Source organism: Microbispora rosea (assembly GCF_044460045.1).
GTDB lineage: Bacteria > Actinomycetota > Actinomycetes > Streptosporangiales > Streptosporangiaceae > Microbispora > Microbispora rosea.
This window is the reverse complement of the sequence record NZ_JBITJO010000016.1, coordinates 104,258-129,551: the sequence shown is the minus strand read 5'-3', so window position 1 is coordinate 129,551 and position 25,294 is coordinate 104,258. Positions and strand designations below refer to the sequence as shown.

The 25,294-nt window shown below is 70.9% G+C and carries 26 protein-coding genes, 1 tRNA gene and 1 pseudogene; 13 read left to right on the top strand and 15 right to left on the bottom strand.

Annotation, left to right across the window (positions count from 1 at the left end; all coding sequences use genetic code 11):
- Positions 1-438 (top strand): alpha/beta hydrolase (locus tag ACIBK1_RS38800; RefSeq protein ID WP_396740609.1); only part of this gene is annotated, 438 nt, incomplete at its 5' end.
- 1,201 nt (positions 439-1,639) lie between these two features.
- Here the strand turns inward: ACIBK1_RS38800 and ACIBK1_RS38795 are convergent.
- The 6 genes from ACIBK1_RS38795 to ACIBK1_RS38770 all read right to left on the bottom strand — a co-directional run bounded on the left by ACIBK1_RS38795 (position 1,640) and on the right by ACIBK1_RS38770 (position 7,586).
- Positions 1,640-2,836: an LLM class flavin-dependent oxidoreductase gene (locus tag ACIBK1_RS38795; protein WP_051762005.1), complete on the bottom strand. Its 1,197-nt coding sequence runs from the start codon at positions 2,834-2,836 to the stop codon at positions 1,640-1,642.
- Between the two features lie 43 nt (positions 2,837-2,879).
- A complete protein-coding gene (locus ACIBK1_RS38790; protein WP_081903731.1) occupies positions 2,880-3,563 on the bottom strand; it encodes a class II aldolase/adducin family protein in 684 nt (227 codons plus the stop codon).
- 44 nt (positions 3,564-3,607) lie between these two features.
- Positions 3,608-4,483, bottom strand: coding sequence for an ABC transporter permease (locus tag ACIBK1_RS38785; protein ID WP_396740606.1), 876 nt, complete (start codon positions 4,481-4,483; stop codon positions 3,608-3,610).
- The gene (locus ACIBK1_RS38780; RefSeq protein WP_063754654.1) at positions 4,480-5,322 is read right to left on the bottom strand and encodes an ABC transporter ATP-binding protein; all 843 of its coding nucleotides are present in this window, start codon (positions 5,320-5,322) and stop codon (positions 4,480-4,482) included. The genes ACIBK1_RS38785 and ACIBK1_RS38780 overlap by 4 nt, the downstream gene beginning before the upstream one ends.
- A gap of 27 nt (positions 5,323-5,349) precedes the next feature.
- Positions 5,350-6,435, bottom strand: a complete 1,086-nt coding sequence (locus tag ACIBK1_RS38775) for an ABC transporter substrate-binding protein (protein ID WP_197042738.1) — start codon at positions 6,433-6,435, stop codon at positions 5,350-5,352.
- A gap of 116 nt (positions 6,436-6,551) precedes the next feature.
- Positions 6,552-7,586 carry an ABC transporter substrate-binding protein gene (locus ACIBK1_RS38770; RefSeq protein WP_396740604.1) on the bottom strand — a complete coding sequence of 345 codons (1,035 nt, stop codon included), beginning with the start codon at positions 7,584-7,586 and terminating at the stop codon, positions 6,552-6,554.
- Positions 7,587-8,106: 520 nt separating this feature from the next.
- Here ACIBK1_RS38770 and ACIBK1_RS38765 point away from each other — a divergent pair.
- From ACIBK1_RS38765 to ACIBK1_RS38750, 4 genes are all read left to right on the top strand, one after another.
- Positions 8,107-8,427: a hypothetical protein gene (locus ACIBK1_RS38765; RefSeq protein WP_030509671.1), complete on the top strand. Its 321-nt coding sequence runs from the start codon at positions 8,107-8,109 to the stop codon at positions 8,425-8,427.
- Complete coding sequence (locus ACIBK1_RS38760; RefSeq protein ID WP_396740602.1) at positions 8,427-9,068, top strand: nucleotidyl transferase AbiEii/AbiGii toxin family protein; 642 nt, start codon at positions 8,427-8,429, stop codon at positions 9,066-9,068. Before ACIBK1_RS38765 ends, ACIBK1_RS38760 begins: the two co-directional genes overlap by 1 nt.
- Positions 9,069-9,263: 195 nt before the next feature.
- Positions 9,264-9,428 (top strand): hypothetical protein, encoded by a 165-nt coding sequence (locus tag ACIBK1_RS38755; protein ID WP_396740600.1) that lies wholly within the window; start codon positions 9,264-9,266, stop codon positions 9,426-9,428.
- A gap of 91 nt (positions 9,429-9,519) precedes the next feature.
- Positions 9,520-11,109: a flavin monoamine oxidase family protein gene (locus ACIBK1_RS38750; RefSeq protein ID WP_396740598.1), complete on the top strand. Its 1,590-nt coding sequence runs from the start codon at positions 9,520-9,522 to the stop codon at positions 11,107-11,109.
- A 374-nt stretch (positions 11,110-11,483) separates the two neighbouring features.
- On the opposite strand, the pseudogene ACIBK1_RS38745 reads toward ACIBK1_RS38750, so the two are convergent.
- Positions 11,484-11,846: pseudogene (locus tag ACIBK1_RS38745) on the bottom strand (SAM-dependent methyltransferase); the annotation flags it as partial.
- Between the two features lie 227 nt (positions 11,847-12,073).
- Positions 12,074-12,147, bottom strand: a tRNA-Arg gene (locus ACIBK1_RS38740).
- Between the two features lie 360 nt (positions 12,148-12,507).
- Between ACIBK1_RS38740 and ACIBK1_RS38735 the strand changes: the two genes are divergently transcribed.
- The 8 genes from ACIBK1_RS38735 to ACIBK1_RS38700 all read left to right on the top strand — a co-directional run bounded on the left by ACIBK1_RS38735 (position 12,508) and on the right by ACIBK1_RS38700 (position 19,141).
- Positions 12,508-13,323 (top strand): phosphotransferase enzyme family protein, encoded by an 816-nt coding sequence (locus ACIBK1_RS38735; protein ID WP_396740596.1) that lies wholly within the window; start codon positions 12,508-12,510, stop codon positions 13,321-13,323.
- Entirely contained in the window at positions 13,320-14,324 is a 1,005-nt protein-coding gene (locus ACIBK1_RS38730) for a cobalamin biosynthesis protein (RefSeq protein WP_396740594.1), read from the top strand. The genes ACIBK1_RS38735 and ACIBK1_RS38730 overlap by 4 nt, the downstream gene beginning before the upstream one ends.
- Positions 14,321-14,467 (top strand): hypothetical protein, encoded by a 147-nt coding sequence (locus ACIBK1_RS38725; protein ID WP_396740592.1) that lies wholly within the window; start codon positions 14,321-14,323, stop codon positions 14,465-14,467. The genes ACIBK1_RS38730 and ACIBK1_RS38725 overlap by 4 nt, the downstream gene beginning before the upstream one ends.
- 10 nt (positions 14,468-14,477) lie before the next feature.
- Positions 14,478-14,888 carry a thiol-disulfide oxidoreductase DCC family protein gene (locus tag ACIBK1_RS38720; protein ID WP_396740590.1) on the top strand — a complete coding sequence of 137 codons (411 nt, stop codon included), beginning with the start codon at positions 14,478-14,480 and terminating at the stop codon, positions 14,886-14,888.
- A gap of 92 nt (positions 14,889-14,980) precedes the next feature.
- The gene (locus ACIBK1_RS38715; RefSeq protein WP_030509665.1) at positions 14,981-15,889 is read left to right on the top strand and encodes an ABC transporter ATP-binding protein; all 909 of its coding nucleotides are present in this window, start codon (positions 14,981-14,983) and stop codon (positions 15,887-15,889) included.
- On the top strand, positions 15,870-16,670 hold the full coding sequence (locus ACIBK1_RS38710; RefSeq protein WP_030509664.1) for an ABC transporter permease subunit: 801 nt from the start codon (positions 15,870-15,872) through the stop codon (positions 16,668-16,670). Before ACIBK1_RS38715 ends, ACIBK1_RS38710 begins: the two co-directional genes overlap by 20 nt.
- Entirely contained in the window at positions 16,670-17,722 is a 1,053-nt protein-coding gene (locus tag ACIBK1_RS38705; RefSeq protein WP_051762002.1) for a PucR family transcriptional regulator, read from the top strand. The genes ACIBK1_RS38710 and ACIBK1_RS38705 overlap by 1 nt, the downstream gene beginning before the upstream one ends.
- A gap of 156 nt (positions 17,723-17,878) precedes the next feature.
- The gene (locus ACIBK1_RS38700) at positions 17,879-19,141 is read left to right on the top strand and encodes a glycosyltransferase (protein ID WP_396740587.1); all 1,263 of its coding nucleotides are present in this window, start codon (positions 17,879-17,881) and stop codon (positions 19,139-19,141) included.
- Between the two features lie 48 nt (positions 19,142-19,189).
- Here ACIBK1_RS38700 and ACIBK1_RS38695 read toward each other — a convergent pair whose 3' ends face one another.
- The 7 genes from ACIBK1_RS38695 to ACIBK1_RS38665 form a co-directional block, all read right to left on the bottom strand.
- Entirely contained in the window at positions 19,190-20,152 is a 963-nt protein-coding gene (locus ACIBK1_RS38695; RefSeq protein WP_357324939.1) for a quinone oxidoreductase family protein, read from the bottom strand.
- An 83-nt stretch (positions 20,153-20,235) separates the two neighbouring features.
- Complete coding sequence (locus ACIBK1_RS38690) at positions 20,236-21,270, bottom strand: zinc-binding alcohol dehydrogenase family protein (RefSeq protein WP_396740585.1); 1,035 nt, start codon at positions 21,268-21,270, stop codon at positions 20,236-20,238.
- Between the two features lie 132 nt (positions 21,271-21,402).
- Positions 21,403-21,774 carry a winged helix-turn-helix transcriptional regulator gene (locus ACIBK1_RS38685; RefSeq protein ID WP_396740583.1) on the bottom strand — a complete coding sequence of 124 codons (372 nt, stop codon included), beginning with the start codon at positions 21,772-21,774 and terminating at the stop codon, positions 21,403-21,405.
- Between the two features lie 52 nt (positions 21,775-21,826).
- The gene (locus ACIBK1_RS38680; protein ID WP_396740581.1) at positions 21,827-22,513 is read right to left on the bottom strand and encodes an HAD family hydrolase; all 687 of its coding nucleotides are present in this window, start codon (positions 22,511-22,513) and stop codon (positions 21,827-21,829) included.
- On the bottom strand, positions 22,503-23,597 hold the full coding sequence (locus ACIBK1_RS38675; RefSeq protein WP_030509657.1) for an ABC transporter ATP-binding protein: 1,095 nt from the start codon (positions 23,595-23,597) through the stop codon (positions 22,503-22,505). Before ACIBK1_RS38675 ends, ACIBK1_RS38680 begins: the two co-directional genes overlap by 11 nt.
- On the bottom strand, positions 23,594-24,469 hold the full coding sequence (locus ACIBK1_RS38670) for an ABC transporter permease (RefSeq protein ID WP_083744248.1): 876 nt from the start codon (positions 24,467-24,469) through the stop codon (positions 23,594-23,596). The genes ACIBK1_RS38675 and ACIBK1_RS38670 overlap by 4 nt, the downstream gene beginning before the upstream one ends.
- Entirely contained in the window at positions 24,457-25,293 is an 837-nt protein-coding gene (locus ACIBK1_RS38665) for an ABC transporter permease (protein WP_231513999.1), read from the bottom strand. The genes ACIBK1_RS38670 and ACIBK1_RS38665 overlap by 13 nt, the downstream gene beginning before the upstream one ends.
- Position 25,294 lies beyond the last annotated feature (1 nt).

Genomic DNA, 25,294 nt, shown 5'->3' with positions numbered 1-25,294 from the left:
GTCGTGATGGGCAACGGCAACACGTCCAACTTCAACAAGGAGCTGCTGGAGAACATCGTTCCCGCGGCTCGCTCCCACTACAACGTCTCCAGCGATCCGTCGCAGCAGGCCCTCGCCGGCCTCTCGATGGGCGGCGTGCAGACGCTCGGGGTTCTGAAGGCACATCCTGGTGAGTTCGCCTATGTCGCGGCGTTCTCGGCCTGGTTCGGTGACGGCACCGGCGTCGACGTGGCGGCGATCAACAATGGGACCAAGCTGTTGCGCCTGTACGTCGGCGACCAGACCGACTTCGTCCAGCCGTTGTTCATGGGGTCCCTCACCACCTTGAACAACCTCGGCATCCACTACGAGTTCGACGGAATCACCCCCGGACCGCACGGCTGGGACGTGTGGCAGAAGAACCTCATCGACCTGGCGCCCCGTCTGTTCAAGCGTTAGAAGGTCTCGTACAAGGCGACCACCATCGGCCGTACGCATAAGGATCGGCACGAAGGACGGGGCGCGAGGTCGTACCACCCGCGCCCCGTCCGGGTCGATCGCTCGATCCAGGCTTCGGAGTGCCGGCCCGCCGCAGCCTGGGAGCCGTAGGCGACAGCCGGAGCGGTGCCGGTGGCGAATACTGATCTGGTGGAACTGCCCCGAGCTCGGGAATCGTCTGGCCGACCTGAGAGGCGATCTCCTCTGGGGAGGTCTCTCCGGGACCGCGCCGGAGGCCCGTTGGCTGGCCTGCGGGCTCATCGAGGCCGGCCTCGCCTCTCCTGCCGTCTGGGAGTTCGCGGTTATGCGCTGTCCACCGGATCGATCACCGAAGTCGAGCCCCTGGTCCGCGGAGTCATGGCGGAGGCCGGCTTTCCGCCCATCGATCTCGAACGCACGCCATGGGCGGTCGCCCGCGATGTAGCGCAGGGGATAAGCAGAAGGCGCGCTCCCCATCGCCGGCGGCGCGGACTTCCAAGAGGCTTATGTCACTCCGGAACCCCCGGCGCTTTCCGGGACCACTGCATCTGGCGGCGGCTTGACGCTGGCGAAGGACCTGTGTGATCGTGAGATTTGCGCTGACATCTGCTTTGCGCCGGTGAGACGAGTCCTCCACCGACACATTACAGATTTCAGCGACAAGTGCCGTTTCCTGATAGGCGGTCCTGTCGTGCCTGCGTTTCTTTCTGCGCTGATTACTGCCGTTCCCTGGCTTACCTGCACATTCGTGTGCTGCCTCGTCTTGACATACGTCGCGGCTGTTCTGATGGCCCTGCTCCATTCCGACCCGCGGCGAAGGGCTGACGCAAGAGCAGTCCTGGACCGTCACGCGTTCACTGTGCTCCGGCGGCATAAATCGTAGGATCCACGGCGATCGCCGCTCGCTTCGCCCGCGGTGAACGGCTACTAGGCCGCAAGCAGCGTTGTGACCAGCACGAAGGCGGCGAAGACGGCAACGACCACCACGAGCCCGATCAGGAACCCGGACGTCATCGAGCCTTCATGCCGGGGGCGGACACGTCCACCACGACGGTCCCGGTGACGACGTCGTACAGGCACCGCCGCCCGGGATCAGCGGAGACCCACATGGTGTCGACGAGGTAGACAAGTGACCTCGCCGGAGCACGGCCGTGGCCCGGCGAGGTCACCGCGTCGCGCCGGGTCAGCCGGCGGCGACGAGCGAGGAGGCCCCGGCCGGCGACGGCACGGCGGCCCGCGGCCGGGTGTAGCCGGCAGGCCGCAGCGGGCCGGGGTCGTCGTGCGTCACCGGCAGCAGCGGCATCACCTGCTCGCCGAACCGGTATGTCTCCTCCAGCAGCGGATTGCCCGAGACGATGAACGAGTCGATCCCCAGGGCGTGATACTCGCGGATGCGCGCGGCGACCGACTCGGGGCTGCCGACCAGCGCGATGCCGGGACCTCCGCGGATCAGGCCGAAGCCCGACCAGACGTTCGGGTAGACCTCGAGCTCCTGGGCGAAGCGCGGCTTGACGCCCTTGTGGAAGGCGAGCTGCCGCGCCTGCCCCACGGACTCCTGCTTCGCCGAATCGGCCTGCACCCGCGCGACGACGCTGTCGTCGACGTGGTCGAGCATGTCCTGCGCCGCCGCCCAGGCCTGCTCGTCGGTGTCCCGGACGATCAGGTTCAGCCGGATCCCGAAACGGATCGAGCGGCCGTGCCTCGCGGCCCGGGCGCGTACGTCGGCGATCAGCTCCGCGGTCTCGGCGGGCGGCTCGCCCCACGTGAGGTAGTTGTCGATGTGCTTGGCCGCCACGTCCCTGGCGATCGGTGATGCGCCGCCGAACCACAACGGCGGGTACGGATCCTGCAGCGACAGGAACGCGGCCTCCGCCCCCCGCACCTTGAGATGCTTGCCGTCGAAGTCGACGCGTTCCCCGCGCATCAGCGCCCGGTAGACGGTGAGGAACTCGTCGGTGTGCTCGTACCGCTCCTCGTGCTTGAGGTGCACGCCGGCGGCATCGAGCCCGATGTGCCCGCTCACGATGTTCAGGATGACCCGGCCGCCGGAGTTCTGGTCGAGCGTCGTCGCGAGCTTCACCAGCGACGTCGGCGTGTACACCGAGGGGTGCACCGCGATCACGAACTTCATCCGGCGGGTGGTGGGCACCAGCGAGGCCGCCGTGATCCAGGGATCCATGCCGCCGGTCGGCTGGGTGGCGAGCAGCGCGCCGTAGAAGCCGTTGACGTCGATCGACTTCGCCCATGCCTGGACATACTCGAAGTCGACCGGCCGCTTCCATTTCGGGTCCCACGGATACCTGCCGTCGTTGGCGATCAGGTACCAGAGGATTTCCAGCCTGCGCTCCGGGAGCGGCGGGAGAAGGTCGGTATCGGTCATCGGCGCGCTCCGTGGGTCGTACTCGTGCTCATGGTCGTCGTTCTCAGGGGGCGATCGGCTTCGATCCGCCCAGGGCGGCGGCGTGGATCTCCAGGGTGGCCGTCTCCTCGATCGTGGCGACGAGGCGGGCGGTGCTCATCGGGCTGTCGTCGAAGGCGAGCAGCCCGTGGTTGGCCAGCAGGACGGCCTTGGTGTCGGGGTGCTCGGCGAGCAGGCCGGCGATGGACGCGCCGAGGTCGCCGTTGTTGCGCGCGCGGTACGGCGCGCAGGGGATCTCGCGGGTCTGCCCGCGGTTGACCAGCGGCTCGTAGTTGGCCGGGATCGGCCGATGGGCCAGGGCGAACGCGGTCGCGTGCGTCGAGTGCGTGTGGATGACGGCGTTCACCTCCGGACGGGTGTAGGCGAGGATGTGCATCCGGAGCACCTGCCGCACCCCGGGGCCGATCCTGCCCGCGACCAGGTCGCCGTCCAGCGTGATCACTCCGAAGTCCTGCTCGCCGATGTCGGCGGGCAGCCCCTTCGCGTTGATCAGCAGATGGCCGGGGGAGTCCGGCAGCCGGACGCTCGCGTTCGCCGAGTACGGATTCTGCAGCGCGCCCAGTTGGTGCAGCACGCGCACCGCCTGGACGAGCTCGGCACGTACGGCCGCGTCGGCCGGGGTCAGCACAGGCTCACCGGCCTTCAGCCACTCGCCCTCGCGGACGGGGGCGGTCAGGGTCGAGGTCATGGTCTTCCTTCGTGTCGCGGGTCGGGCACGTTCTATGACGGGGGTCAGTCGTGGGTGCGGGTCGCGCCGAAGTGCCAGTGCAGGACCCGTCGTTCGACGAACAGGAACGCGGAGTTGAGGGCGTAGCCGAGCATCGCGATGGTGACCGCGCCGACGATGAGGTCGGTCACCTGGAAACTCTGCTGCTGGATCATCAGGAGGTGCCCGAGGCCGTCGTTGCCGGCGATCATGCCGACGACGACCGAGATCACCAGTGAGGCGGCGAGCGCCGAGCGGAGCCCCACGAAGATCGAGGGGGCGGCGGCCGGGATCACGATCTCGGCCATCGTCTGCCGCCAGGTCAGCCCGAAGGTACGCGCGGTGTCCATCATCGTGCGGTGCGTGGAGCCCGCGCCCGAGTAGGCGTTGAGCAGGATGTGGAAGAACGCCGCCAGCGCGACCACGCTGATCTTCATAGCGTCGTCGATGCCGAGGTAGAGGATCAGCAGGGGGATCACCGCCGAGATCGGCATCGGCCGCAGCAGTTCGAGCGGGGGTTCGAGCAGCACGTAGACGAGCCGTACGCGGGCCATGAGCACCCCGATCACCACGGCCAGCACGGCGGCGACGCCGTAGCCGATCAGCATCGTGCGCAGGGTCTGCAGGGTCGCCGTCAGGAGCGGCCCGCCGAGGATCTGGTCCCACCACTGGACGGCGACGTCGGTCACGTTGGCGTACCTGGGCGAGGGGTTCGCCGTGGCGTATCGCTGCCAGGCGACCAGGGCCGCGGCGAACACGAGCCAGCCGAAGGCCCTGCTGCGCAGTGCGCGCACGAACCAGGGGCGGCGCTTCGGCGCCCCCGCCGTGCCGGGGATCGCATCGGGGGTCGCGGGGAGCGGCATGGCGCCGGCGGTCCTCGTCACTGTGGGGTTGGTGGTCATTCGCCGGAGTCCTCTCCGTCCAGGACCAGGTGCAGCAGTTCACGCCGGTGGTGCAGGAACTCCGGCGACTCCCGCGTGGTCAGCTGGCCGCGCGGGCGGGGCAGACCGGTCCGTACGTCGGCCAGCACCCCGCGCCCTTCGGGATGCAGCACCACGACCCGGTCGGCCAGGTAGACCGCCTCGTCGATGTCGTGGGTCACGAACACCACGGTCAGCCCCTCCTCGGCCCAGGCATGCAGGAGGACGTCCTGCAGCTTGGCGCGGCTCAGGGCGTCCACGCCGCTGAACGCCTCGTCCATGAACAGCAGTTGTGGTCGCGCGGCCAGCGCGCGGGCGATGGCCGCACGCTGCTGCATGCCGCCGGACAGCTCCCACGGGTACCGATCGGCCGCGTGGCCGAGGCCCACCAGGTCGAGGTAGTGCGCCACCAGCTCGTCGTGACCGCCTTCGGCAGGTTCGTACGCGTGCCGCAGCCCGAACCGGACGTTGCCCGCCACCGTCTTCCACGGCAGCAGCGACTGTGCGTAGTCCTGGAAGACGCAGCGCGCCTGGCGCGGCGGCCCGTCGATCGGTTGCCCGGCCACCCGGATCTGTCCCGCAGTGGCGGGGAGGAGGCCGCTGAGCAGCCGCAGCAGCGTGGACTTGCCGCATCCGGACCGCCCGACGAGGGCGACGAACTCCCCGGCGCCGATGTCCAGGGACAGCCCGCGCAGGGCGGTCACCTCCCGTCGGCGGGTGCGGTAGGTCTTCGCGACGTCGTCCGCCGTCAGCAGGGTCGCGGCGCTTCCGGTCGCACTGTGCTCGGTCCCGGCCGCGGTGGGCGCGGCTGATGTCGCCATCGAGGCTCCCGGCGTTCGTGAGGATGATCAGGGGTTGGCGGCCGTGGCGGTGGGCCACAGATAGGGCGTGAGGTCGAAGGGCTTCTTCAGCGCGCCGAACCGCGCGCCCGTCTCGATCCACGTGTTCTCGGCGGCCACGTCGAACGGGCCGCTCAGCTCGCCGCTGGTCGCCGCCGACGCCTTGTCCAGCGCGCCGGGATACTTGGCCTCCAGCTTCGTGACGTCCGCGCCGCCGTACTTCACCAGCAGCGAGTTCTGCTCCTGCGGGGTGGACGACTGGAATGCGGTCACGCCCTGCCGCACGGCCCGGACGAAGCGCTGGACCAGGTCCGGGTGCGCCTCGGCGAAGGTGCGCAGCGCGCCGTAGCCGGACGTCGCCGCGCCCTCGGGCACGCCGGAGTCGAAGGTGCCGGCGACCGTGAGGCCGTACTGCGCCTCCCACGCGGTGACGTACGCGCCGCTGGTGGCCGCGGCGTCGAGCGTGCCCTGCGCCACCAGGCCACCGGAGGTGGTGCGGTCCTGCACGGTGGTGTACTTCGGGCCGTTCGGGTCGAGGCCCTGGTCCGCGAGCCACTTCTTGATCTGTACGGTGGTCAGCGCCTGCGCCGGCACCCCGAGCTTCTTGCCGGCGAGGTCCTTCGCCGAGGTGATGCCGCTGCCCGGCTTCGTCACGATGACGTTGACCGGCTGTCCGGGCTTCAACGCGTTGGCCGGATTGATGATCGTCAGCTTGAAGCCCTGCTCGATCGCGGCCGCCCAGGCGAAGATGTCGGCCCACGCGATGTCGATGGAGCCGCCCTCGGTGGCCGCGACGAGCGCGGGGCCCCCGCTGAGCGTCACGAGCTCGACCTTGATCCGCTGCTTGTCGAAGAACCCGTTCGCTATCGCGGAATAGACGCCCGGGGGCGAGCCGGCGATGACGCCCACGCGGACGGTGTCCACGCTCTGCGCGGCCGACCCGGTCTCCGACGACGCCGCCGACGTGCCGCAGGAGGCCACCAACAGCGTGCCGACGGCGGCGACCGCCGTCAGGAACGACGGACGGCGGACGCGCGCACGACCGGCGGGCCGGGCCGAGGACCCACGGCCGCCGGAGGGGGATGTGCTGATCAACTCATGGCCTTTCGAGATGGCAAGGGGGGCCGGCGGGCACGGCGCGGCTCACCGCCGCTACCGGCCCGGACGGGCGTGGTGAAGAAGGACGACGCGGGGATGACGGGGGCCGGAAGTCAGTGCCGCGCGGCCAGCCGCTCGTACGCGAGCCGCAGCGGCTCGGGGTCGATCCAGGAATCGAGGTCGAAGTCGGCGCTCAGGAAGCCGTAGCGCAGCAGGAACGCCTTCTGGATCCGCAGCAGGTCCACCCGCTCCTCGTCCAGCGTGGGGTGGAGCGTGCGGTGGAATCCCTCCCGGTAGGCGAGGAGCACGCCCTCCGCGCCCGATCCGGTCTCGGCCGCCAGCACCTCGCGTACGCCGTCCAGGTCGCCCGCCGCCCAGTCGGCCGCGCGCAGCGTCTCGACCAGGAACTCGACCACCAGCTCGGGGTGCGACTGCAGCAGGTCCTCGTGCACGGTGATCGGCCGCGGGGTTCCGTTGTTGACCCTGGACCGCCGCCACGGCACCGCGTCCAGGTCGATGCCGACCACCAGATCGCGAACGCGGGCGGCCTCCAGCGCCGCGGCGCCCTTGGCGTAGACCGCGTCGACCCGTCCGGCCGCCAGCTCGTCCAGCTCCCGGAACCGTGGCGCGGCGCGCTCGACCCGGACGCGGCCCGGAGGCACGACCGGGTCGAGCGGCACCTCGACGAACTCCACGTCGTCGAGCGTCAGCCCGGCGAGTCCGAGCGCACCCTTGAATCCGTGCAGGGCCATGGCACGCGCGTGGCTGGTGTCCCTCGTGGCGGCCCATCCGGGGACGGCGATCCGCGCACCCCGCAGGGCGGCCGGCGAGGTGATCGGAGAGTCGGGGCGGACCACGATCGACTGTCCCTCGTCGATCCAGGTGAGCCCGACCAGGCGGGTCCTGACGCCCTCGGCCCGTGCCGCGATGGCGGGCACGTTGCCCCCTTCGCGGATCAGGCCGACGAGGTCATGGTCGTAGTGGTGCCGGGCGATCTCCAGCGGCGCGTCCTGGAGGATTCCGATCTCGACGCCCAGGTCCGCGTACCGCGTGGCCAGCCGGCCGAGCGCGTAGGCGAGCCCACTGGCCGTCGGGACGGGACAACGGGTGAACCAGAGGGTGTCCACGGACTCGGCCGTCGCGGGCATGCTCCGCCCCTTTCCGCACTGTCTCAGCCGAAACGATGCGTATTCCTAGTAATTCTGTAGGAATAGTAGGAGACGTATGCGAATGGGGGCAAGGTCCTGTGATGCGCGTCACGAGTTTGGGGTGGCGGCCACTAACGCCGCCTCGGTGTCCCGGGAACAGGGTCCGGGCGATGGCGGCAGCCGGGCGGATGTGGCGGTCAGTCAGAGTCGGCATTGGACGGTTCAGCTGAACGGCTCGGGGCTCGTCTCGACGATGACCGGACCACGCAGGACGGCGGGCTCAGACCAGCTGACGTGGTGCGCGAGGCGCGGGTAGGCGGCCCGGCCGTCCATTGCCGGCGGCGGGCAGCAGGAGACGGTCGAGGTCGTGCGGGCCGGCCGGAGCGGCGCTGCCGGCAGGCGCGGGCCGCTATACGACCACTTACTGTGATCACGGCACCCGGTATCAACCATCTAGTGTTGGCAACCGCGTTGACAGGATCGACCTGACGATCAGCGTCGAATCGGTCACACTGGAGACATGGATGCCAGGGGATATGGAGCGCTCCGCCCTTACGCCGTTCCCGCGACTCTGGAAGAGCTCACCGGGCCGGTGGAGGGCGTCGTCGTGCTGCCCAGACATCTCGACTGGGGGCCGGAGCGCCGCTACCACTTGGACAAAATCGTCGATGCACGACTGATGTACATGCGGGTGATCAGGGAAAGCGCCACTCCTGACGACCTGCGACGCTTTCTCAACGCCTCGCTACTGCGCAAGCTCTGGCCTCAATTGGTCCTGCCTCCTCGCGTTCGCGCCTTGTGGCTCGACCGATTCCCCGAGCTGCAGCGTCAAGCCGCCTGATGGACGACTTCCACCGTCGGCTGGCCACCATCGCCCTGAGGGTAGCCGCCGATCACGGATTCGCCTTGGCGGGCGGTTACGCCGTACAGGCTCATGGCGTGCTCGAACGGCCCAGCGAGGACATCGACCTGTTCACCTCCAGCGTGCGCGATGACTTCTCCGAGGGAGTCGCGAAGATCTGCGACGCCTATATCAAACACGGCCTGGCGATCAAAGTTGACGTCGACAGCCCCCAGTTCGTACGGCTCAGCGTCTCCGAACCCGCAACGGGTCGGATCAGTAAGGTGGAACTGGCCGCTGATCTCCGCTCGCATCCACCGGTCATCATGGAGATCGGCCCAGTCGTCCATCTCGACGACGTCGCAGGGGGCAAGGTGGAAGCCCTTTTCGCCCGAGCTGAAGTCCGCGACTTCATCGATGTCGACGCACTCCTGAACGCGGGTCGTTTTACCCGGGAACGACTACTCGACCTCGCCTCGTCCCGCGATCTCGGCTTCGACCACGCTGTCTTCGCCCAGATGCTCTCCGCCCTGGAGCTTTACCCGGACGACGAGTTCCTCGCCTACGGTCTGAGTGAGCGCGACGTTCATCGGCTCCGTTCCCGGTTCTACGACTGGCAGTCCGAGCTGAGCGACAAGTGACCAGCTTGCAGGACTAGCGAAAGCTGATCATCAGAGTTGCCCGGGTGCCGCCCCCCGGCACGCTCATGGGCGTGGACGGGCACACCTTTGTGATCGCCCGTCACCGCGTGATGCGGCAGGGCGACCGGGTGTCGGTGGCCGAGACGCTGTGGTTCCCGTTGGGGATCACCCTCGGCACCGGCCAGGCTCCCCTCGGTGGACGGAGCAATGGCGAGCGGCCAACTGCTCTCCTTCCTCACCGAGGGAAAACCCGCTCAGCGGACCGGGGACCCGATCGTGCCCGACGGGCTGCTGCCCTCCTACCGTTACGTCGACCCGGGCGGAGCCCAGGAGGCACGCCCAGAGCGCCGCCATTCCTGAGGAAATCGTGAGAAATCCCGCCGGAACGTGATCGTTGATCTACGGCAACAGATCGCGCTGACACTGGCCTCCAAAGATCATGGAGGTGGCTGTGAGCTACAGCAGGCGCGGATTCCTGACCGCGGTGGGTGCCACTGGAGGCGCTGGAGCACTCCTGGCGACGATGGGCGCGCTCGGTCTCGCGCCCACCGCGGAGGCGGCGACCGGTGCTTCATTCGTCCCCCCGCAGCCGTCCGACTTCACACTCACCGGCAGAGGCGCCAAGAAGGTTGTCGTGCTCGGCGCCGGGATCGCCGGCCTGGCCACGGCGTACGAGCTTGGCAAGGCGGGCTACGACTGCACCGTCATCGAGGCCCTCGACCGGGTCGGCGGCCGCAACTGGACGATCAGGGGCGGCGACAGGATCACCGAGATCGACGGCTCCACCCAGATCGCTCGGTTCTCCGACGGTCTCTACCTCAACGCCGGGCCGGCCCGGCTCGCCCAGTGGATGGTCACCGTCGACTACTGCCGCGAGCTCGGCGTCGATCTGGAGGTCTTCACCAACTCCAACGCCCAGGCGTACATCTTCAACGAGGCCGCCGGAATGACCGCGCCGGTCCGCTGGCGCACGGCGAAGGCCGACGTGTACGGCTACATCTCCGAGCTGCTGTCGACCGCCACCGACGCCGGCGCGCTGGACGGCAAGCTGACCGCGGACGACAAGGAGCGCCTCCTGACCTTCCTGCGCGGGTTCGGCTCGATCGGCACCAAGGCGAGCGGTTTCGCCTACACGGGCGGCGAACGCCGGGGGTACAGCACCGACCCGGGCGCGGGCGAGCAGCCGGGCACGGAACTGGGCCCAGTGCCGTCCCTGTCGGAGGTGCTCGCCAGCGGCGTCGGCCAGCGGTTCTCCTTCGAGTTCGGCTATGACCAGGCGATGCTGATGTTCCAGCCGGTCGGCGGCATGGACGCCATCCCCAAGGCGTTCGCCGAAGCCGTCGGCAAGAACAAGATCTTGCTGCGCTCGAAGGTCACGAAGATCACCGACCTGGCGGACGGGGTCGAGATCGAATACCAGGACAGTCACGGCAGGACGCGCACGATCAAGGCCGATCTCTGCGTGGCCGCGATGCCGCCGCACATCCTGGCGAGGACGCCGCACAACCTCGGGCCCGACGTGCAGGCCGCGCTGTCCACGCCGGTCGTCACGTCATCCGGCAAGATCGGCCTGGAGTACCGCCGGCGCTGGTGGGAGACCGACGAGAACATCTACGGCGGCATCACCAACACCGACCTTGACCTATCCGTCCTCTGGTATCCCTCCTACGGGTACGGCGGGCGGCGCGGGCTCGTCGTCGGTTACTACAACAACGGCGCCAACGCGGACGCCTACGCCGCGCTCACCCACCCGCAGAGGGAGAAGCGCGCGATCGAGCAGGGCATGAAGATCCACGGCGCGAAGTACCGCGACGAGCTGGTGAGCTCCGCCTCGGTCTCCTGGAAGCTCCAGCCGAACATCGAGGGCGCCTGGGTCAGCTGGCCGTCCCGCCTCGGCGGCTACCAACTGCTCAACAGACCGGCCGGCCACGTCCACTTCGCGGGTGACTGGCTCAGCTACATGATCGCCTGGCAGGCGGGTGCGCTGGAGTCCGCCCGTAAGACGGTCACCGACATCCATCAGCGGGTCCTGGCGAACTGACTCGGAAGGCGCCACCGGCCGCCCGGCGACGTCGTCACGCCCGGCGGCCGGAGGCGACTCGAACCGATGGCCACGGTGACCTCATCGTTTTCTTGCGTACACGACCGGACCGCGCGGCTGGTACTCCACATCCAGCCCGGCGCACACTCCCACACCCAACGGATTCCTACCGTGTGTAATCCCACCGCCGATCCAGCAGCGGTAGCGCCAGCCCTGCGGCCCGAACTCCACCCACACATCGACCCATCCGTCAGCGGCCGACCCCATCGGCACCAAGGCCACCCCCTGGTACTCGCGGACACCGCTTGTGATCCCGAGATAGACCAGTTCACCCTGTAGCCGCTCAGCGAGCACTTCGATCGGAGACGTCCCGCTCACCGCTTGACCCCGATCCCGCCCAGGAACGGGACATCAGGGTCCGAGGTCAGCACCCGCTCATCCGGCCGCCAACGCCGCAGGTTCACCAGACCCGGCTCAACCAACTCCAGGCCCTCGAAGAACCAGCGGACCTAACCCGCCGAACGCGGCACCACCGGCGCGTTCGCCCGCTCATACGGCCTAGCCGCCGCCGCGTACTCCGGCCGCGCCTCCACATGCGTGACCACCAGATACGACCCCGGCGCCATCGCTTCCACCAGCGCCCCGACCACCCCGTAAGGGTCCTGATCCTCAGGGATGAAGTGCATCACGGCCACCAGCAGCACCGCCACCGGCCGCGACAGATCCCAAAGCCCGCGTACCTCCGGATCGGCCTGTCTACGTCAAGTGCATCGAGGGGCAACGCGAGATGGCCAACCGCAAGATCTTGGACGCGCTCGCCGTATGAAGGACCTTAAGCGATCGACAGGACCCCGGGAGATCTCTCGGGGTCCTTCGCCCTACGGGCCTCGAACCATTCCACGAGGCGCCGAAACGCCGGGGTGAGAATGCCCAGGTCAGGCGGGGGATGGGCTGATGAGCGGAGCGCGCCCTGAGGGATTCGAACCCCCGACCGTCGGATTAGAAGTCCGATGCTCTATCCAGCTGAGCTAAGGGCGCTCGTGCCTAATTCTGCATGATCCGGGGACCGGGTACACACCCGGTTTCCCCGACATGGGCCGGCGCATGCCGCCTGTGGGCCTGTGGGCCTGGTCGCCGGGGCCGCCCGGCCTGCGTCGATGCCACTCGGACACGCGCCCGTGCCCCCTCTGGGGATGGCCCGATTCGGCGCAGGAAGGCCAGGAGGGGTTCCCCGTGCCCGCGCAGGCCATCCTCGAAGGCCGCGACCCCGTCCCTTCGATGCCGGTGGCCGTCCTGCCTTCTCGCCCCGTGGATGATCGTCCGCATGGCGAGACGTTTTCCTGTTCTTCGTGCTTTCCGGCGGAAATGTGATCGCCTGCGGGGCTAAAATCCAGCGCCATGTCCGTACGCGAGGTCCCGCTCATCGGAGACGTCTCCGAGGGGGTCGTGCGGGTGGGGGCGACGGTGCGGCGGCCGATGCGTTCCACGTCGCCGTCGGTCCACGCGCTGCTGCGGCACCTGGAGTCCGCCGGGTTCGACCGGGCGCCGCGCGTTCTCGGCACCGACGAACGGGGCAGGGCGATCCTCACGTACGTCGAGGGTGTGGTGCCCGCGCATCCCCTGCCGGCGTACGCCGTGAGCGACGAGGCGCTGATCACTCTGGCCCGGCTGCTGCGGCGCTTCCACGACGCGGCGGCCTCGTTCCGCCCGCCGCCCGGCGCCGTCTGGGAGGACGGCTCGGCGCCGGAGGGCCCCGCCGAGCTCGTGGGCCACTGCGACGTCACCCCGGCCAACGTCGTCTTCCGGAGGACGACGCATGAGCTCCTGCCGTACGCGCTGATCGACTTCGACATGGCCAGGCCGACGACGCGGCTGTTCGACGTGGTCACCACGCTGCGGCACTGGGCGCCGCTGGCCGATCCGCTGGACCGCGACCCGGTGCAGCGGTCCCTGGACGCGGCGGCCCGCGTTCGGGCGTTCTGCGACGCGTACGGCCTGCCGCCGCGGGACCGGCTCATGCTGGTGGAGACGGCCAGGATGCGGTTCGGCCGCTCCTACGCGCTCATGCGGGACCGGGCCAGGACGCTCGGCGGCGGCTGGGCGCGCATGTGGGACGGCGGCGCGGGCGGGCGGATCAGGCGTGCCGCGGCCTGGCTCGACGCCAACGAGGACGCGATCCAGCGCCGCCTCCTCGGCGACGAGCCCCTCTCATGACAAACGGGCACGTACGGCAGAATGCCTGGGTGACCCGGATCATGGACGGTGCCACGGCGGCGGGACTGCTCGCCGGGGCCGCGATCGACGCCGCGGTGGGGGATCCCCGGCGCGGTCATCCCGTCGCGGTGTTCGGCAGCCGGGCCGCCGCCCTCGAAAAGCGCATATATCGTGACTCACGGTTAGCGGGCCTGGCCTACACCACCGTCTGCGTCGGCGCGGCGACGGCCGCGGGACTGCTCGCCGAGCGGGTGACCCGGTCGAGCCCGATCGCACGCGCCGCGGTCACCGCCGCTGCCACGTGGGCGGTGCTCGGCGGCACGACGCTGGGCAGGGAGGGCACGCTGATGGCCCGCTCGTTGCAGGAGGGCGACCTGGCCGCCGCCCGCGCACGCCTTCCGCACCTGTGCGGACGCGACCCGTCCGGGCTGGACGCCGCGGAGCTCGCGCGGGGCACGGTCGAGTCGATCGCGGAGAACACCTCGGATGCCGTCGTCGCCCCGCTCGTGTGGGGGGCGCTCTTCGGCGTGCCCGGCCTGCTCGGCTACCGCGCGGTGAACACGCTCGACGCGATGGTGGGCCACCGGTCGCCGCGCTACGCGAGGTTCGGCTGGGCCTCGGCCCGGCTGGACGACGTGGCCAACTACGTGCCGGCCCGGCTGACGGCCCTGCTCACCACGGGTCTCGCCGGTCTGGTGGGCGGCTCTCCCCGCCGCGCGGCCGCCGTGTCGATCAGGGACGGGCACCGCCATCCCAGCCCCAACTCCGGGCGCTGCGAGGCGGCCTTCGCCGGCGCCCTCGGCGTGCGCCTCGGCGGGGCCAACGACTACGGCGGCAGGGTGGAGCACCGTCCGGAGCTGGGCGACGGTCCTCGTCCGGCCGTCTCCGACATCCCCAGGTCCGTACGGCTGGCGCGCGCGGTGTCGTACGCGTCGGTGGGCCTGGCCGTCGCCGCACGCCTGGTGCGCGGACGGGCACGCCGAAGGGAAGATCGACGATGAGCGCGCTGGTCCTGCTGCTGGTCTCCGCGGTCGTCTTCAGTCTCGCGGTCGCGGTGATCCTCGTCGTCGTGCTGGCCGTGCGCGCGTCGCGGCGGCCCGCGCCGCCACCACGAGACCGGAATGATCCGTCCCAGGATTGGTAGGTACGCCGGCATGAGCGGAGGAAACCGAGGAAGCCGAGAAAACGGCGGAAGCGGGGAGAACCGGGTCCTGCTGGTCTTCGACGGTGACTGCGCCTTCTGCCAGGCGTGTGTGAACGCCGGGCACCGGATCCTGCCGTACATGCCCGCCGTGCGGGCGTGGCAGGGCCTCGACCTCGACGCGGCGGGCCTGACGCGCGCGGAGGTCGAGACGTCCGTGCAGCTGCTCGGTCCGGACGGGCTGCGCGCCCACGGCGCGCGAGCCATTGCGCTGCTCCTCGTCCTGCAGCCGCGTGCGGCCTGGCGCGTGGCCGGCCGGGTGATGCTGACGCCACCGGTGAGCTGGCTGGCGGAGGCGGGCTACCGGCTGGTCTCGCGCTACCGCCATCTGCTGCCCGGCTCCGCCACGTGCGGCACATCTTGACCTCCGCTTTGCCGAAGGTGCGAACGAACGCGACCGGCAAGTGTCCGGAAGCGGGCATACCCCGCGGCTGACGGGAGCGCCACCATTGCGGCATGACAGCAGTGGTGGAGACCGAAGGACTGACGAAGTTCTACGGTACGAGACGAGGCCTCGAGGACCTCACCCTCGAAATCCGGCCGGGCGAGGTCTTCGGCTATCTGGGGCCCAACGGCGCCGGCAAGACGACGACGATCCGGCTGCTCCTCGACGTGATCCGGCCGACGTCGGGCCGGGCGACCGTCCTCGGCGCCGACACCCGCGATCCGCGCGTACGCGCCAGGATCGGCTACCTCCCGGGCGAGCTTGCCCTGGAGGGCCGGGAGCGGGCTCGCAACTACCTGCAGTTCCTCGCCGACGTGCGCGGCGGGGTGAGCCGCGGCAGGATCGACGAACTGGCCGAGCGGCTCGACGCCGACCTGTCCGTCAGGATGGGGGAGCTGTCCAAGGGCAACAAGCAGAAGGTCGGGCTCATCCAGGCGTTCATGCACGAGCCCGAGCTGCTCATCCTGGACGAGCCGACGAGCGGGCTCGACCCGCTGGTGCAGCAGGAGTTCCTGGCCATGGTCCGGGAGGCGCGCACGGCCGGCCACACGATTCTCATGTCGTCGCACGTGCTCGCCGAGGTGGAACACGTGGCCGACCGGGTGGGCATCGTGCGGGCGGGCCGTCTCGTCGCGGTCGAGGACATCGCCGCGCTGCGCGAGCGGGCCGTACGGCACGTGGAGCTCCACTTCGACGCGCCGGTCCCGAAGGAGTCGTTCGAAGGGCTTCCCGGCGTACGCGACGTGGTCGTCCAGGGGGCGAGCCTGCGCTGCACGATCGACGGCAGGCCCGACGCGCTGATCAAGGCGGCGGCCCGCTACACCGTGGTCCACATGGTCAGCGCGGAGCCGGACCTGGAGGAGATCTTCCTGACCTACTACAGCGAGGAGGAGGGCCGTCATGCCCACGCTGGTGCGTAAGACCCTGGTGGAGTATCGCCGCGCCCTCATCGGATGGACCGTCGGGCTGTGCGCGTTCCTCACGATGTACATCTCGATCTACGCGAGCATGATGAACGACCCCGAGACGTTCAGCAAACAGGCCATCGCCAAGTATCCCGGCGCGTTCAGGGACCTGATGGGCGGCATGTCCGACATCGCGACCGGGCGCGGCTACCTGCAGGCGGTCGCCTACCAGCTCCTCGGCCCGCTGCTGTTCACCATGTGCGCCGCGATCCTCGGCAACCGGGCCATCGCCGGCCCGGAGGAGGCCAGGACTCTGGAGCTCACGCTGACGCTGCCGATCGACCGCAGGCGGCTGCTCCTGGAGCGCTGGGCCGCGCTGGCGCTCGGCCTGCTCGCCGTGGCGCTGGTGACGCTGGCCGTCGCCACCGGGGCGGCGTCCGCCGCCCACATGGACGTGCCGTTCGGCAGCATCCTCGCCGCGCACACCGGGCTGTTCCTGCTCGTGCTGTTCTTCGGGACGCTGACGCTGTGCGTGGGCGCGGCCTTCGGGCGCAAGCAGGTCGCGCTCGCCGTGGTCGGCGTCTGGGGCGTCGCCGGATACATCGTCGAGACCATGGGCAGGAGCATCGACGCCATCTCCTGGCTGCGCTGGCTCTCGCCCGTCCACTACTACCTCGACGGCAGGCCGCTCTATCAGGGCTGGCCGTACGGTGACTACCTTGTCCTGCTGGGTGCGACGGCCGTCCTGCTCATGACGGCGCTGCTCGCCTTCGAACGGCGTGACGTAGGAGTCTGATGGACAGCGTTCTCGCTCGCGTGAGCGAGGCGACCGGGGTGCCCGCCGACTTACTCGGCGGGTTCCTGTCGGTTCTGGCCGCGTCGGCCGCCACCGGCAGGTTGCCCGGTCGCGCCGACATGGACGGCCTGCGCGAGTGCGGCGCCCTCGCCGCCGAGCGCGGCATTCCGCTGCGGGTGCTCGCCGACGCCTGCCTGCACGCCGCCGAGATCACCGCCGGCGGGGCCTTCGGCGCCGTACGCCGCGGCATGGCCGCCTACATCGAGGGATACGAGGAGGCGCAGCGTGCCGCACTCCGGCAGGAGGAGGAGGCCCGCCGCCTCTTCGTCGACGACCTGCTGCAGGGCAGGGCGGACGCCGAGCGGGCCGAGCACTTCGGCCTGCGGCTCGCCGGGGGATACATCGTGACCGTGGCGAGGCCGCGGCCCCCGGTGGCGGCCGGGGACCCGCTGGCCGCGCGGATCGAGCAGGCGCTGGTGGCGAGGTTCGGCTCGCACAACATCCTGGTCGCGGTCCGCGAGGGCCTGCTGGTGTGCGTGGCTCCGGCCGCGCTGGCCGCCGCGAGCGGCGAGTTCACCCACCACGTGCGTGCCGCGCTCACCGACTGGCGGGTGGGAGTGGGCCGCCCCCACCAGGGCCCCGGCGGCATCGTCACCTCCTACCGGGAGGCGGTCAACGCGATCGACCTCGGCGAGCGGCTCGGCCTGCGGGCCCAGGTGCTCAAGGCGGCCGATCTGCTGGTCTTCCCGGTGCTGCTGCGGGACAGGGACGCGATCGTGGACCTCGTCTCCACCGTGCTCGGGCCGCTGACCTCCGCTCGCGGCGGGCCCGAGCCGCTGCTGGAGACGCTGGAGGCGATCTTCGCCTCCCAGGGCAACCACACGGCGGCGGCGCGCAGGCTCGGCGTCAGCACCCGGGCGATCACCTACCGGCTGGAGCGGATCAGGAGGCTGACCGGTTTTTCGCCCAGCGATCCCACACAGCGGTTCACGCTGGAGACGGCCGTGCTCGGAGCCCGCCTGCTGGAGTGGCCGGCCCACCCTCTGGCCTGATCGAGGCATCCCCCGCCACTTTCAAGGTATAGGCGGCGGGGGGACTTGCGGCAAGTCCCCAGTGACGCCGCACAATCGGGGGCCGTGAGCGGGGCCGGCCGACGGCGGACGCCGTCCTGAGCCGTACCTCATCCACGCCGTCACAGGGGAGTGCCTATGCGCGTGCTGCTGTCCACGATCGGAACGCGGGGGGAAGTCCAGCCGATGGTGGCGCTGGCCATGGCGTTGCGGGAACTCGGGCAGGAGGCCCGCCTGTGCGTGCCTCCCGACTTCCGCGACTGGGTCGGGGGCCTCGGATTCCCCGTCGTGCCCATCGGGCCGGAGCTGCGGCCGACCGCCTCGGCCGCCCCACGGGTCCAGGCCCCGCCGACGCCCGAGCAACGCCGGCGGATGATCGAGGGCACGGTCGCCGTCCAGTTCGCCACGATCCCCGCGGCGGCCGAGGGCTGCGACGTCGTCGTGGCGGGCGGGGCCATGTCGATGGCCGCCCACTCGGTGGCGGAGCGGCTGGGGATCGGCTACGTCTACGTGAGCTACTGCCCGGTCACGCTGCCGTCGCCGCACCATGCCCCCGTGCCCGTCTGGGGGCAGGCGCCCGTGCCCGTCTTGGGGCAGGCGCCCGTGCCTGTCTTGGGGCAGGCGCCGGCGGACGCGACGGCAGGCAACCGCGCACTGTGGGCCGAGGACGCGCGGCGCTGGAACGGCACCGTCGGCGCGGCGATCAACGCCCACCGGGCCGCGGCCGGTCTGTCCCCGGTGGCGGACACCCGAGGTCACCTGTTCACCGACCGGCCCTGGCTGGCCGCCGACCCGACGCTGGGGCCCTGGCCCGAGCCCGCCGACATCGGCGTCGTGCAGACGGGCGCCTGGATCCTGCCGGACCGGCGTCCGCTGCCGCCGGAGCTGGAGAAGTTCCTCGGCGACGGCGAGCCGCCCGTCTGCGTCGGCTTCGGCAGCGTCCGCGCTCCCCGGGACATCGCGCGGGCGACGGTCGCCGCGGCCCGCGCGCTCGGACGCCGCGTGATCGTGCTGCGCGGCTGGGCCGGCCTGTCCCCGGCGGACGACGGACCCGATTGCCTGCCGGTCGACGAGGTCGACCAGCAGGCGCTGTTTCCCCGGGTCGCCGCCGTCGTCCACCACGGCGGCGCGGGCACCACGACCGCCGCCGCGCTGGCCGGGGCGCCCCAGGTCGTCGTGCCGCAGCTCTACGACCAGCACTACTGGGCGCGGCGGGCCGGCGATCTCGGGATCGGGATCGGGATCGCGCATCCGCCCGCCGCGCCGACCGCCGAGTCGCTGGCCGAGGCGCTCGGCCGGGTCCTCCATCCCGATGTGGCGGCCCGCGCCGCGTCTGTGGCGGGCGAGGTGCGCACCGACGGCGCCGAGGTCGCCGCGCAGCGCCTGATCGATGGCGCCTGATCGATGGCGCCTGATCGCCATGGCGGCGTGAGGGCGACCGTCCGCAGGTCAGGGGATGAGCAGCAGCTTGCCGGTCGTCCGCCTGCCTTCCAGGTCGTCGTGGGCGCGCCGGGCCTCGGCGAGCGGGTAGCGCTGGGAGATGTGCACCTTCACGGCGCCGGAGGCGACCCAGCCGAGCAGGTCGTTCGCCCGTGACAGCAGTTCCTCGCGTGTCGCCGTGTAGTGCGCGAGCGTGGGCCGGGTGAGGAACAGCGAGCCGCCCGCGTTGAGCCGCTGCGGGTCGAACGGCGGGACGGGACCGCTGGCCGCGCCGTACAGCGCCATCATGCCGCGCGGCCGCAGCGACGCGAGCGACCCGTCGAACGTGGCGGCGCCGACCCCGTCGTAGACGACGTGCACCCCGGCGCCGTCGGTGATCTCCTTGACGGCCTCGGTGAAGCCCTCGTAGCCGACGACCTCGTCGGCGCCGGCCTGCCGCGCGAGCTTCTCCTTCTCCGCGCTGGAGACCGTGCCGATCACGCGGGCGCCGCGCAGCTTGGCCATCTGGACGAGCAGCAGGCCCATGCCGCCCGCCGCCGCGTGCACGAGCACGTCGTCGCCCGACCGGATCGCGTACGTGGAGTGGGTCAGGTAGTGCGCGGTCAGCCCCTGGAGCAGCACCGCCGCGGCCAGATCCGGCGCCAGCCCGTCGGGCAGCCGGACCGCCTTCTCAGCCGGGACGACGACCTTGGCCGCGTACGAGCCCATGACGCTGGCCCAGGCGACCCGGTCGCCGGGCACGACGTCGGTCACACCGGGCCCGACCGCCGTGACCGTGCCTGCGCCCTCGTTGCCGGGCACCAGCGGGAGCGGCATCGGGTAGCGGCCCTCGCGGTGGTAGACGTCGATGAAGTTGACGCCCGTCGCGGCCACCTCGACCAGCACCTCACCGGGGCCGGGCTCGGGATCGGGCCGCTCCGCGTACTCCAGCACCGAAGAATCACCGTAAGCGGGGACGACGATGGCACGCATGCGCAACTCCTGTCTTCGGGCTCGGTTCCTGTGATCCCCAACCGGCCGCGCCTCGCCCGTTGTTCCCGGCGGAGAAGGGTTGGTCAGAAGCCCGTCAGGGTGAGCTTGCCGATGGCGGTGCCCGATTCGAGGATCCGGTGGGCCTCACGCAGGTTGGCGGCGTTCACCAGGCCGAGGTCGCGGCCGGCGGTGGTGGTGAGGACCCCGGCGTCCACGAGCCGGGCGACCCGGTCGAGGATGCGGTGCTGGTCCACCTGACGCGGCGTCGGGAACAGCGAGTGGGTGAACATGAGCTCCCAATGGAACGAGATGCTCTTCGGCTTGAGCACGCCGATGTCCAGGGAGTCGTGATCGTCGATGGCGACGACCGCGCCGAAGGGGGTGAGCGCCTCGGCGTAGGCCGTGAGGTTGCGGTCGGTGCCGATCGTGCTGAAGACGTAGTCCACGCCGCCGGGCGCGACCTCGGCCAGTTGCTTCGCCAGCGGTCCCCGGTGGTCCACGATGTGGTGGGCGCCCATCCGGCGGGCGAACTCCACCGTCTCGGGCCGGGAGGCCGTGCCGATCACGGTGAGCCCGGTCAGGGCACGGGCGAGCTGCACGGCGATGGAGCCGACGCCGCCCGCGGCCGCGGTCACCAGCAGCGTCCCGGTCTGGCCGAGCGCGTCACCGCGCAGGCCCAGCCGCTCGAACAGGCCCTCCCAGGCCGTGAGCGAGGTCAGCGGCAGCGCGGCGGCCTCGGTGAAGGACAACGTGGCGGGCTTGCGGCCGACGAGGCGCTCGTCCACCACGTGGAAGCGGGAGTTCGCGCCGGGCCGGTTGAGCGCACCGGCGTAGTAGACCTCGTCGCCGACCTCGAACAGCTCCACCTCGTCGCCCACGGCGACCACCGTGCCCGCGGCGTCCCAGCCGAGCACCTTGGGCTCGCCGCCCGGGTCGCTGTTGCGCCGGACCTTGTAGTCCACCGGGTTCACGGCGACGGCCTCCACCCGGACCAGCAGGTCGCGCGGGCCGGGTTGCGGCACCGGCAGCTCCACGTCCAGCAGGCTTTCCGGGTCGTCGATGGGAAGGCTCCGCCGGAAGGCGACGGCGGGCATGGTCCCGTTCTGGGTTTCGGTCATGTCTGTCCCCCTGCGCTACATGAATGCCGTGCCGGTTCGTACGGCTCGGCGGTATCACCTGCACGCTATCCACCGGCGGCTGGTTACCCGCAAGGGACATGAGTACCCATCGGGAACCATCGAGGTCAGAGGCTAGTCCTGGCCGGGGAAGCGGTCGATGTTGCGCTCCACCCACGTCCGCAGGTGGGCGAGCGGGACGTTGGCGTCCCGGCCGAGCGGAGTGAGGCTGTATTCCACCCGCAGCGGCACCTCGGGATACACGTCGCGGTGGATCAGGCCGTGGTCCTCCAGGCGGCGCAGGGTCTGGGTGAGCACCTTGGGGCTGACGCCCTGGAGCCGGGCGCGCAGCGCGCCGAAACGCTGCGGCCCGTCGTCCAGGGCGCCCAGGGCCAGCGCGCTCCACTTGTTGGCCAGCAGGTCGAGCATGTTGCGGCACGGGCAGGCGGCCGAGTAGACGTCCTTGGGGTCGTCGCAGCTGGCCTTCACGGTGTTCATGGCACGCATGCTGCGACGATACCCAAAGGGAACTGAGATTCGCGTAGTGACCGGAGTCGGCTCAAAGGGGGGCGCGGGAGACCAGCCGCCGCAGCAGCGGCAGATCGACGCTCTCCAGTGTCGGCACCGCCGTCACCGCGTTCGTCCCGCTCGTCGTGTTCGTCCCGCTCGTTCCGCTCCCCGCGCCCGAGGGCCCGACCACGATGACGGCGCACCCGGCGGACCGGGCCGAGGCGACGCCGGTCGGGCTGTCCTCGATCGCCACGCACGCGGCCGGGTCGACGCCGAGCCGCGCGGCGGCGGCCAGGTACGGATCGGGCGCGGGCTTGTTCCTGGCGCTGTCCCCGGCGGCCACCGACAGGCGGAAGCGGTGCACGCCGACGGTCTCGAGCACCAGGTCCACGACCGGCCGGGGGGACGCGCTGACCAGTCCCGCCGGGATCCCGGCCGCGTGCAGGGCCTCCAGCAGCGCGACCGCGCCGGGAAGCATGGTCACCCCGTTCTTCAGCCGGCGGGTGAACGCGTCCGTCAGCAGGGACTCCACGGCCCCCGCCCCCGGACCTCCGGAGATGTGCAGGGCGGCGTCCTCGACCGACAGGCCGAACAGCGCCTCCCGGTCGGCCTCCCCGAGAGGGGAGCCCAGGCCGTCCGCGACCTCCACGCAGGCGTCCCACCACAGGTCCTCGGTGTCCACCAGCGTGCCGTCCATGTCGAACAGGACCGCCGCCGGGCACGCCCTAGACGACATCGGGTTGGGGGACCGCCGCCGCGGCTCCGGTCTCCGAACGGGCCGACACGAGCACGGGCCGCTCGACCAGCCCGACCCGTACGGCGGTGCCGGGCGCGAAGCGCGCCGAGTCGTGGCCGGGGACGTCGGCCAGCACCTCGGTGCCGTCGCCGAGATGGACCCGCAGGCGGGCGGTGGAGCCGCGGAACGACGACACCATGACGATCCCGTCGCCCTCGGCGCCGGACGCGTCGACCGGCGTGACCAGCACGGCCTCGGGCCGCACCAGCACGTCCACCTGCGCCGTGTCCGGCGCCCGGCCCTCCACGGGCAGCGTCTGCCCGAGGACGGTGACCCGGTCGCCCGACACCAGGCCGGGCAGGTGGTTCATCGCGCCGACGAACTCGGCGACGAACGGGGTCGCCGGCCGGTCGTACAGGGTGGCGGGGTCGGCGACCTGCTCCAGTCGGCCGTCGCGCAGCACGGCGACCCGGTCGGCCATCGACAGCGCCTCCTCCTGGTCGTGCGTCACGAAGATCGTCGTGATGCCGAGGGAGAGCTGCAGGCGGCGGATCTCCTCGCGCAGCGTGACCCGCACCTTGGCGTCCAGCGCCGACAGCGGCTCGTCCAGCAGCAGCACCCTGGGCTCCAGAGCGAGCGCGCGGGCCAGCGCCACGCGCTGCTGCTGGCCGCCGGACAACTGGTGGGGGTAGCGTTCGCCGACCGAGGGCAGGCCGACCAGTTCGAGCAGCTCCTGCGCGCGGGCGTGCCGCTTGGCGGCGGGCGCCTTGCGCACCCGCATGCCGAAGCTCACGTTGTCCCGGGCGTTGAGGTTGGGGAAGAGGCTGTAGGACTGGAAGACCATGCCCGCGTCGCGCCGGTTGGCCGGCACGCGCGTGATGTCGGCGCCGTCCACCAGCACCTCGCCCTCGTCGGGCTGCTCGAAGCCGGCCAGGCAGCGCAGTGCGGTGGTCTTGCCGCACCCCGACGGGCCGAGCAGCGCGATCAGCTCGCCGGGCTCCACCGTGAGGTCGAGCCCGTCCAGCGCGACCGTGCTGCCGAACCGCCGCCGCAGGCCGCGGAACTCGACCCGGGCGCCGTTCATGATCCACTCCTTTGTCTCGCGCCGGCGGAGGACAGGGCGAGCAGCAGCAGCCAGGTGATCAGCAGGCTGAACACCGAGACGGCCACCGACACCTGCGCCTGAGAGCCGGAGATCCGGTAGATCCAGTTGGGGAAGGTCTCGAAGCTGAGCAGCCGGGCGATCGTGAACTCCCCGAGCACCAGCGCCAGCGTGAGGAAGGACGCGCTCGCCATCGCCGACCGCATGTTGGGGATGATCACCCGCAGCAGCACGTGGGGCCACGACGCCCCGAGGTTCCTGGCCGCCTCCGACAGCGTGCGCACGTCGATGGCGCCCAGGCCCGCGTCGAGCGAGCGGTAGGCGAACGGCAGCGCGAGCACGACGTAGGCGAGCACGAGCACCACCGGGAAGTCCGGGTTCTGCACCGCGATCATCGTCTGGTACAGGGGCGTGGTCGCCAGGTAGTCGGGCCCCCACCGCAGCACGGTGCTGATCCCGGCCACGAACGTGATCGGGGGCACGACCAGCGGCAGCGTGCAGACCACCTCGAGCACCGGGCGCAGTCGCGGCGCGCCGAGCCGTACGGCTACCGCGGCGGGCAGCGTCAGCAGCAGCACGAGCACGATCGTGGCGACCCCGAGCCCGAGCGACAGCAGGAGGCTGCCGCCGAAGCCCTCGGCCGAGAAGATCTGGCCGTACGCGTCGAGCGAGAAGCCCTGGTTCGGCACCTCGACCGTGAAGACGAACGACGCGATCAGCGGGACGAGGAAGTAGACGGCGGCGAGCACGAGGACGACCCCGCGCCACACCCGGGGACGCCGCGGCCTGCCGCCGCGCGCGGGCGCCGTTCCGGTGGCGACCTGCGTGGTCACCTGAGGGGTCAGCGAAGCCATCGGGCGCTCCTTCGCTGCAGCGGGAGGTAGACGGCCATGACCAGGCCCGCGACCACGATCATGTCGAGGCTGAGGGCCAGCGCGACGTTCTCGTGGCCGATCAGGACGTTACCGGTGAGCGCGTCGGCGATCTTCAGCGTGACCAGCGGGACGGTGGACCCGACCATGGCCTGCGCCGTGGCGTAGGCGGAGAACGCGCCGCCGAACAGCAGCACGACCCCGCCGAGCAGCGCCGGGGTCAGCACCGGAATCCCGACGTACCGCCAGAACTGCCAGGTGCTCGCGCCGTTGTTCTGCGCGGCCTCCCGCCACTGCGGGCGCAGCCCGTCGAGCGCGGGCACGACCGTGAGGACCTGCAGGGGGATGGAGAAGTACAGGTAGACCAGGGTGAGACCCCAGAAGTTGTACAGGCTCCACCCGTGCTGGCCGAGGCCGAGCGTGGTGGTGACGACGCCAGAGTTGCCGAGCGTGGCGATCCAGGCGAACGCCAGCGGCACGCCGCCGAAGTTGGCCAGCACGCCGGAGGCGGTCAGCACCGCCTCGCGCAGCGTACGGAACCTGGAGGTCACCACGGCCTGGGCGAGGAAGGTGCCGAGCACCCCGCCCAGCACCGCCACCAGCGCCGAGATCTTGACGCTCCCGAGCAGGGCGGTCAGGTACGCGCCCTGGAGCGACTCGGTGAGGTTGGCGGTGCTGAACGCGCCCTCCTTGGTGAACGTGCCACCGAGGAGGACCAGCATCGGCACGCCGAAGACGATGACGACGAAGACCAGCAGCGGCACGGCCGCCCATCGGCTCTTCGATCGCGTACGGCTGTCGCGCACG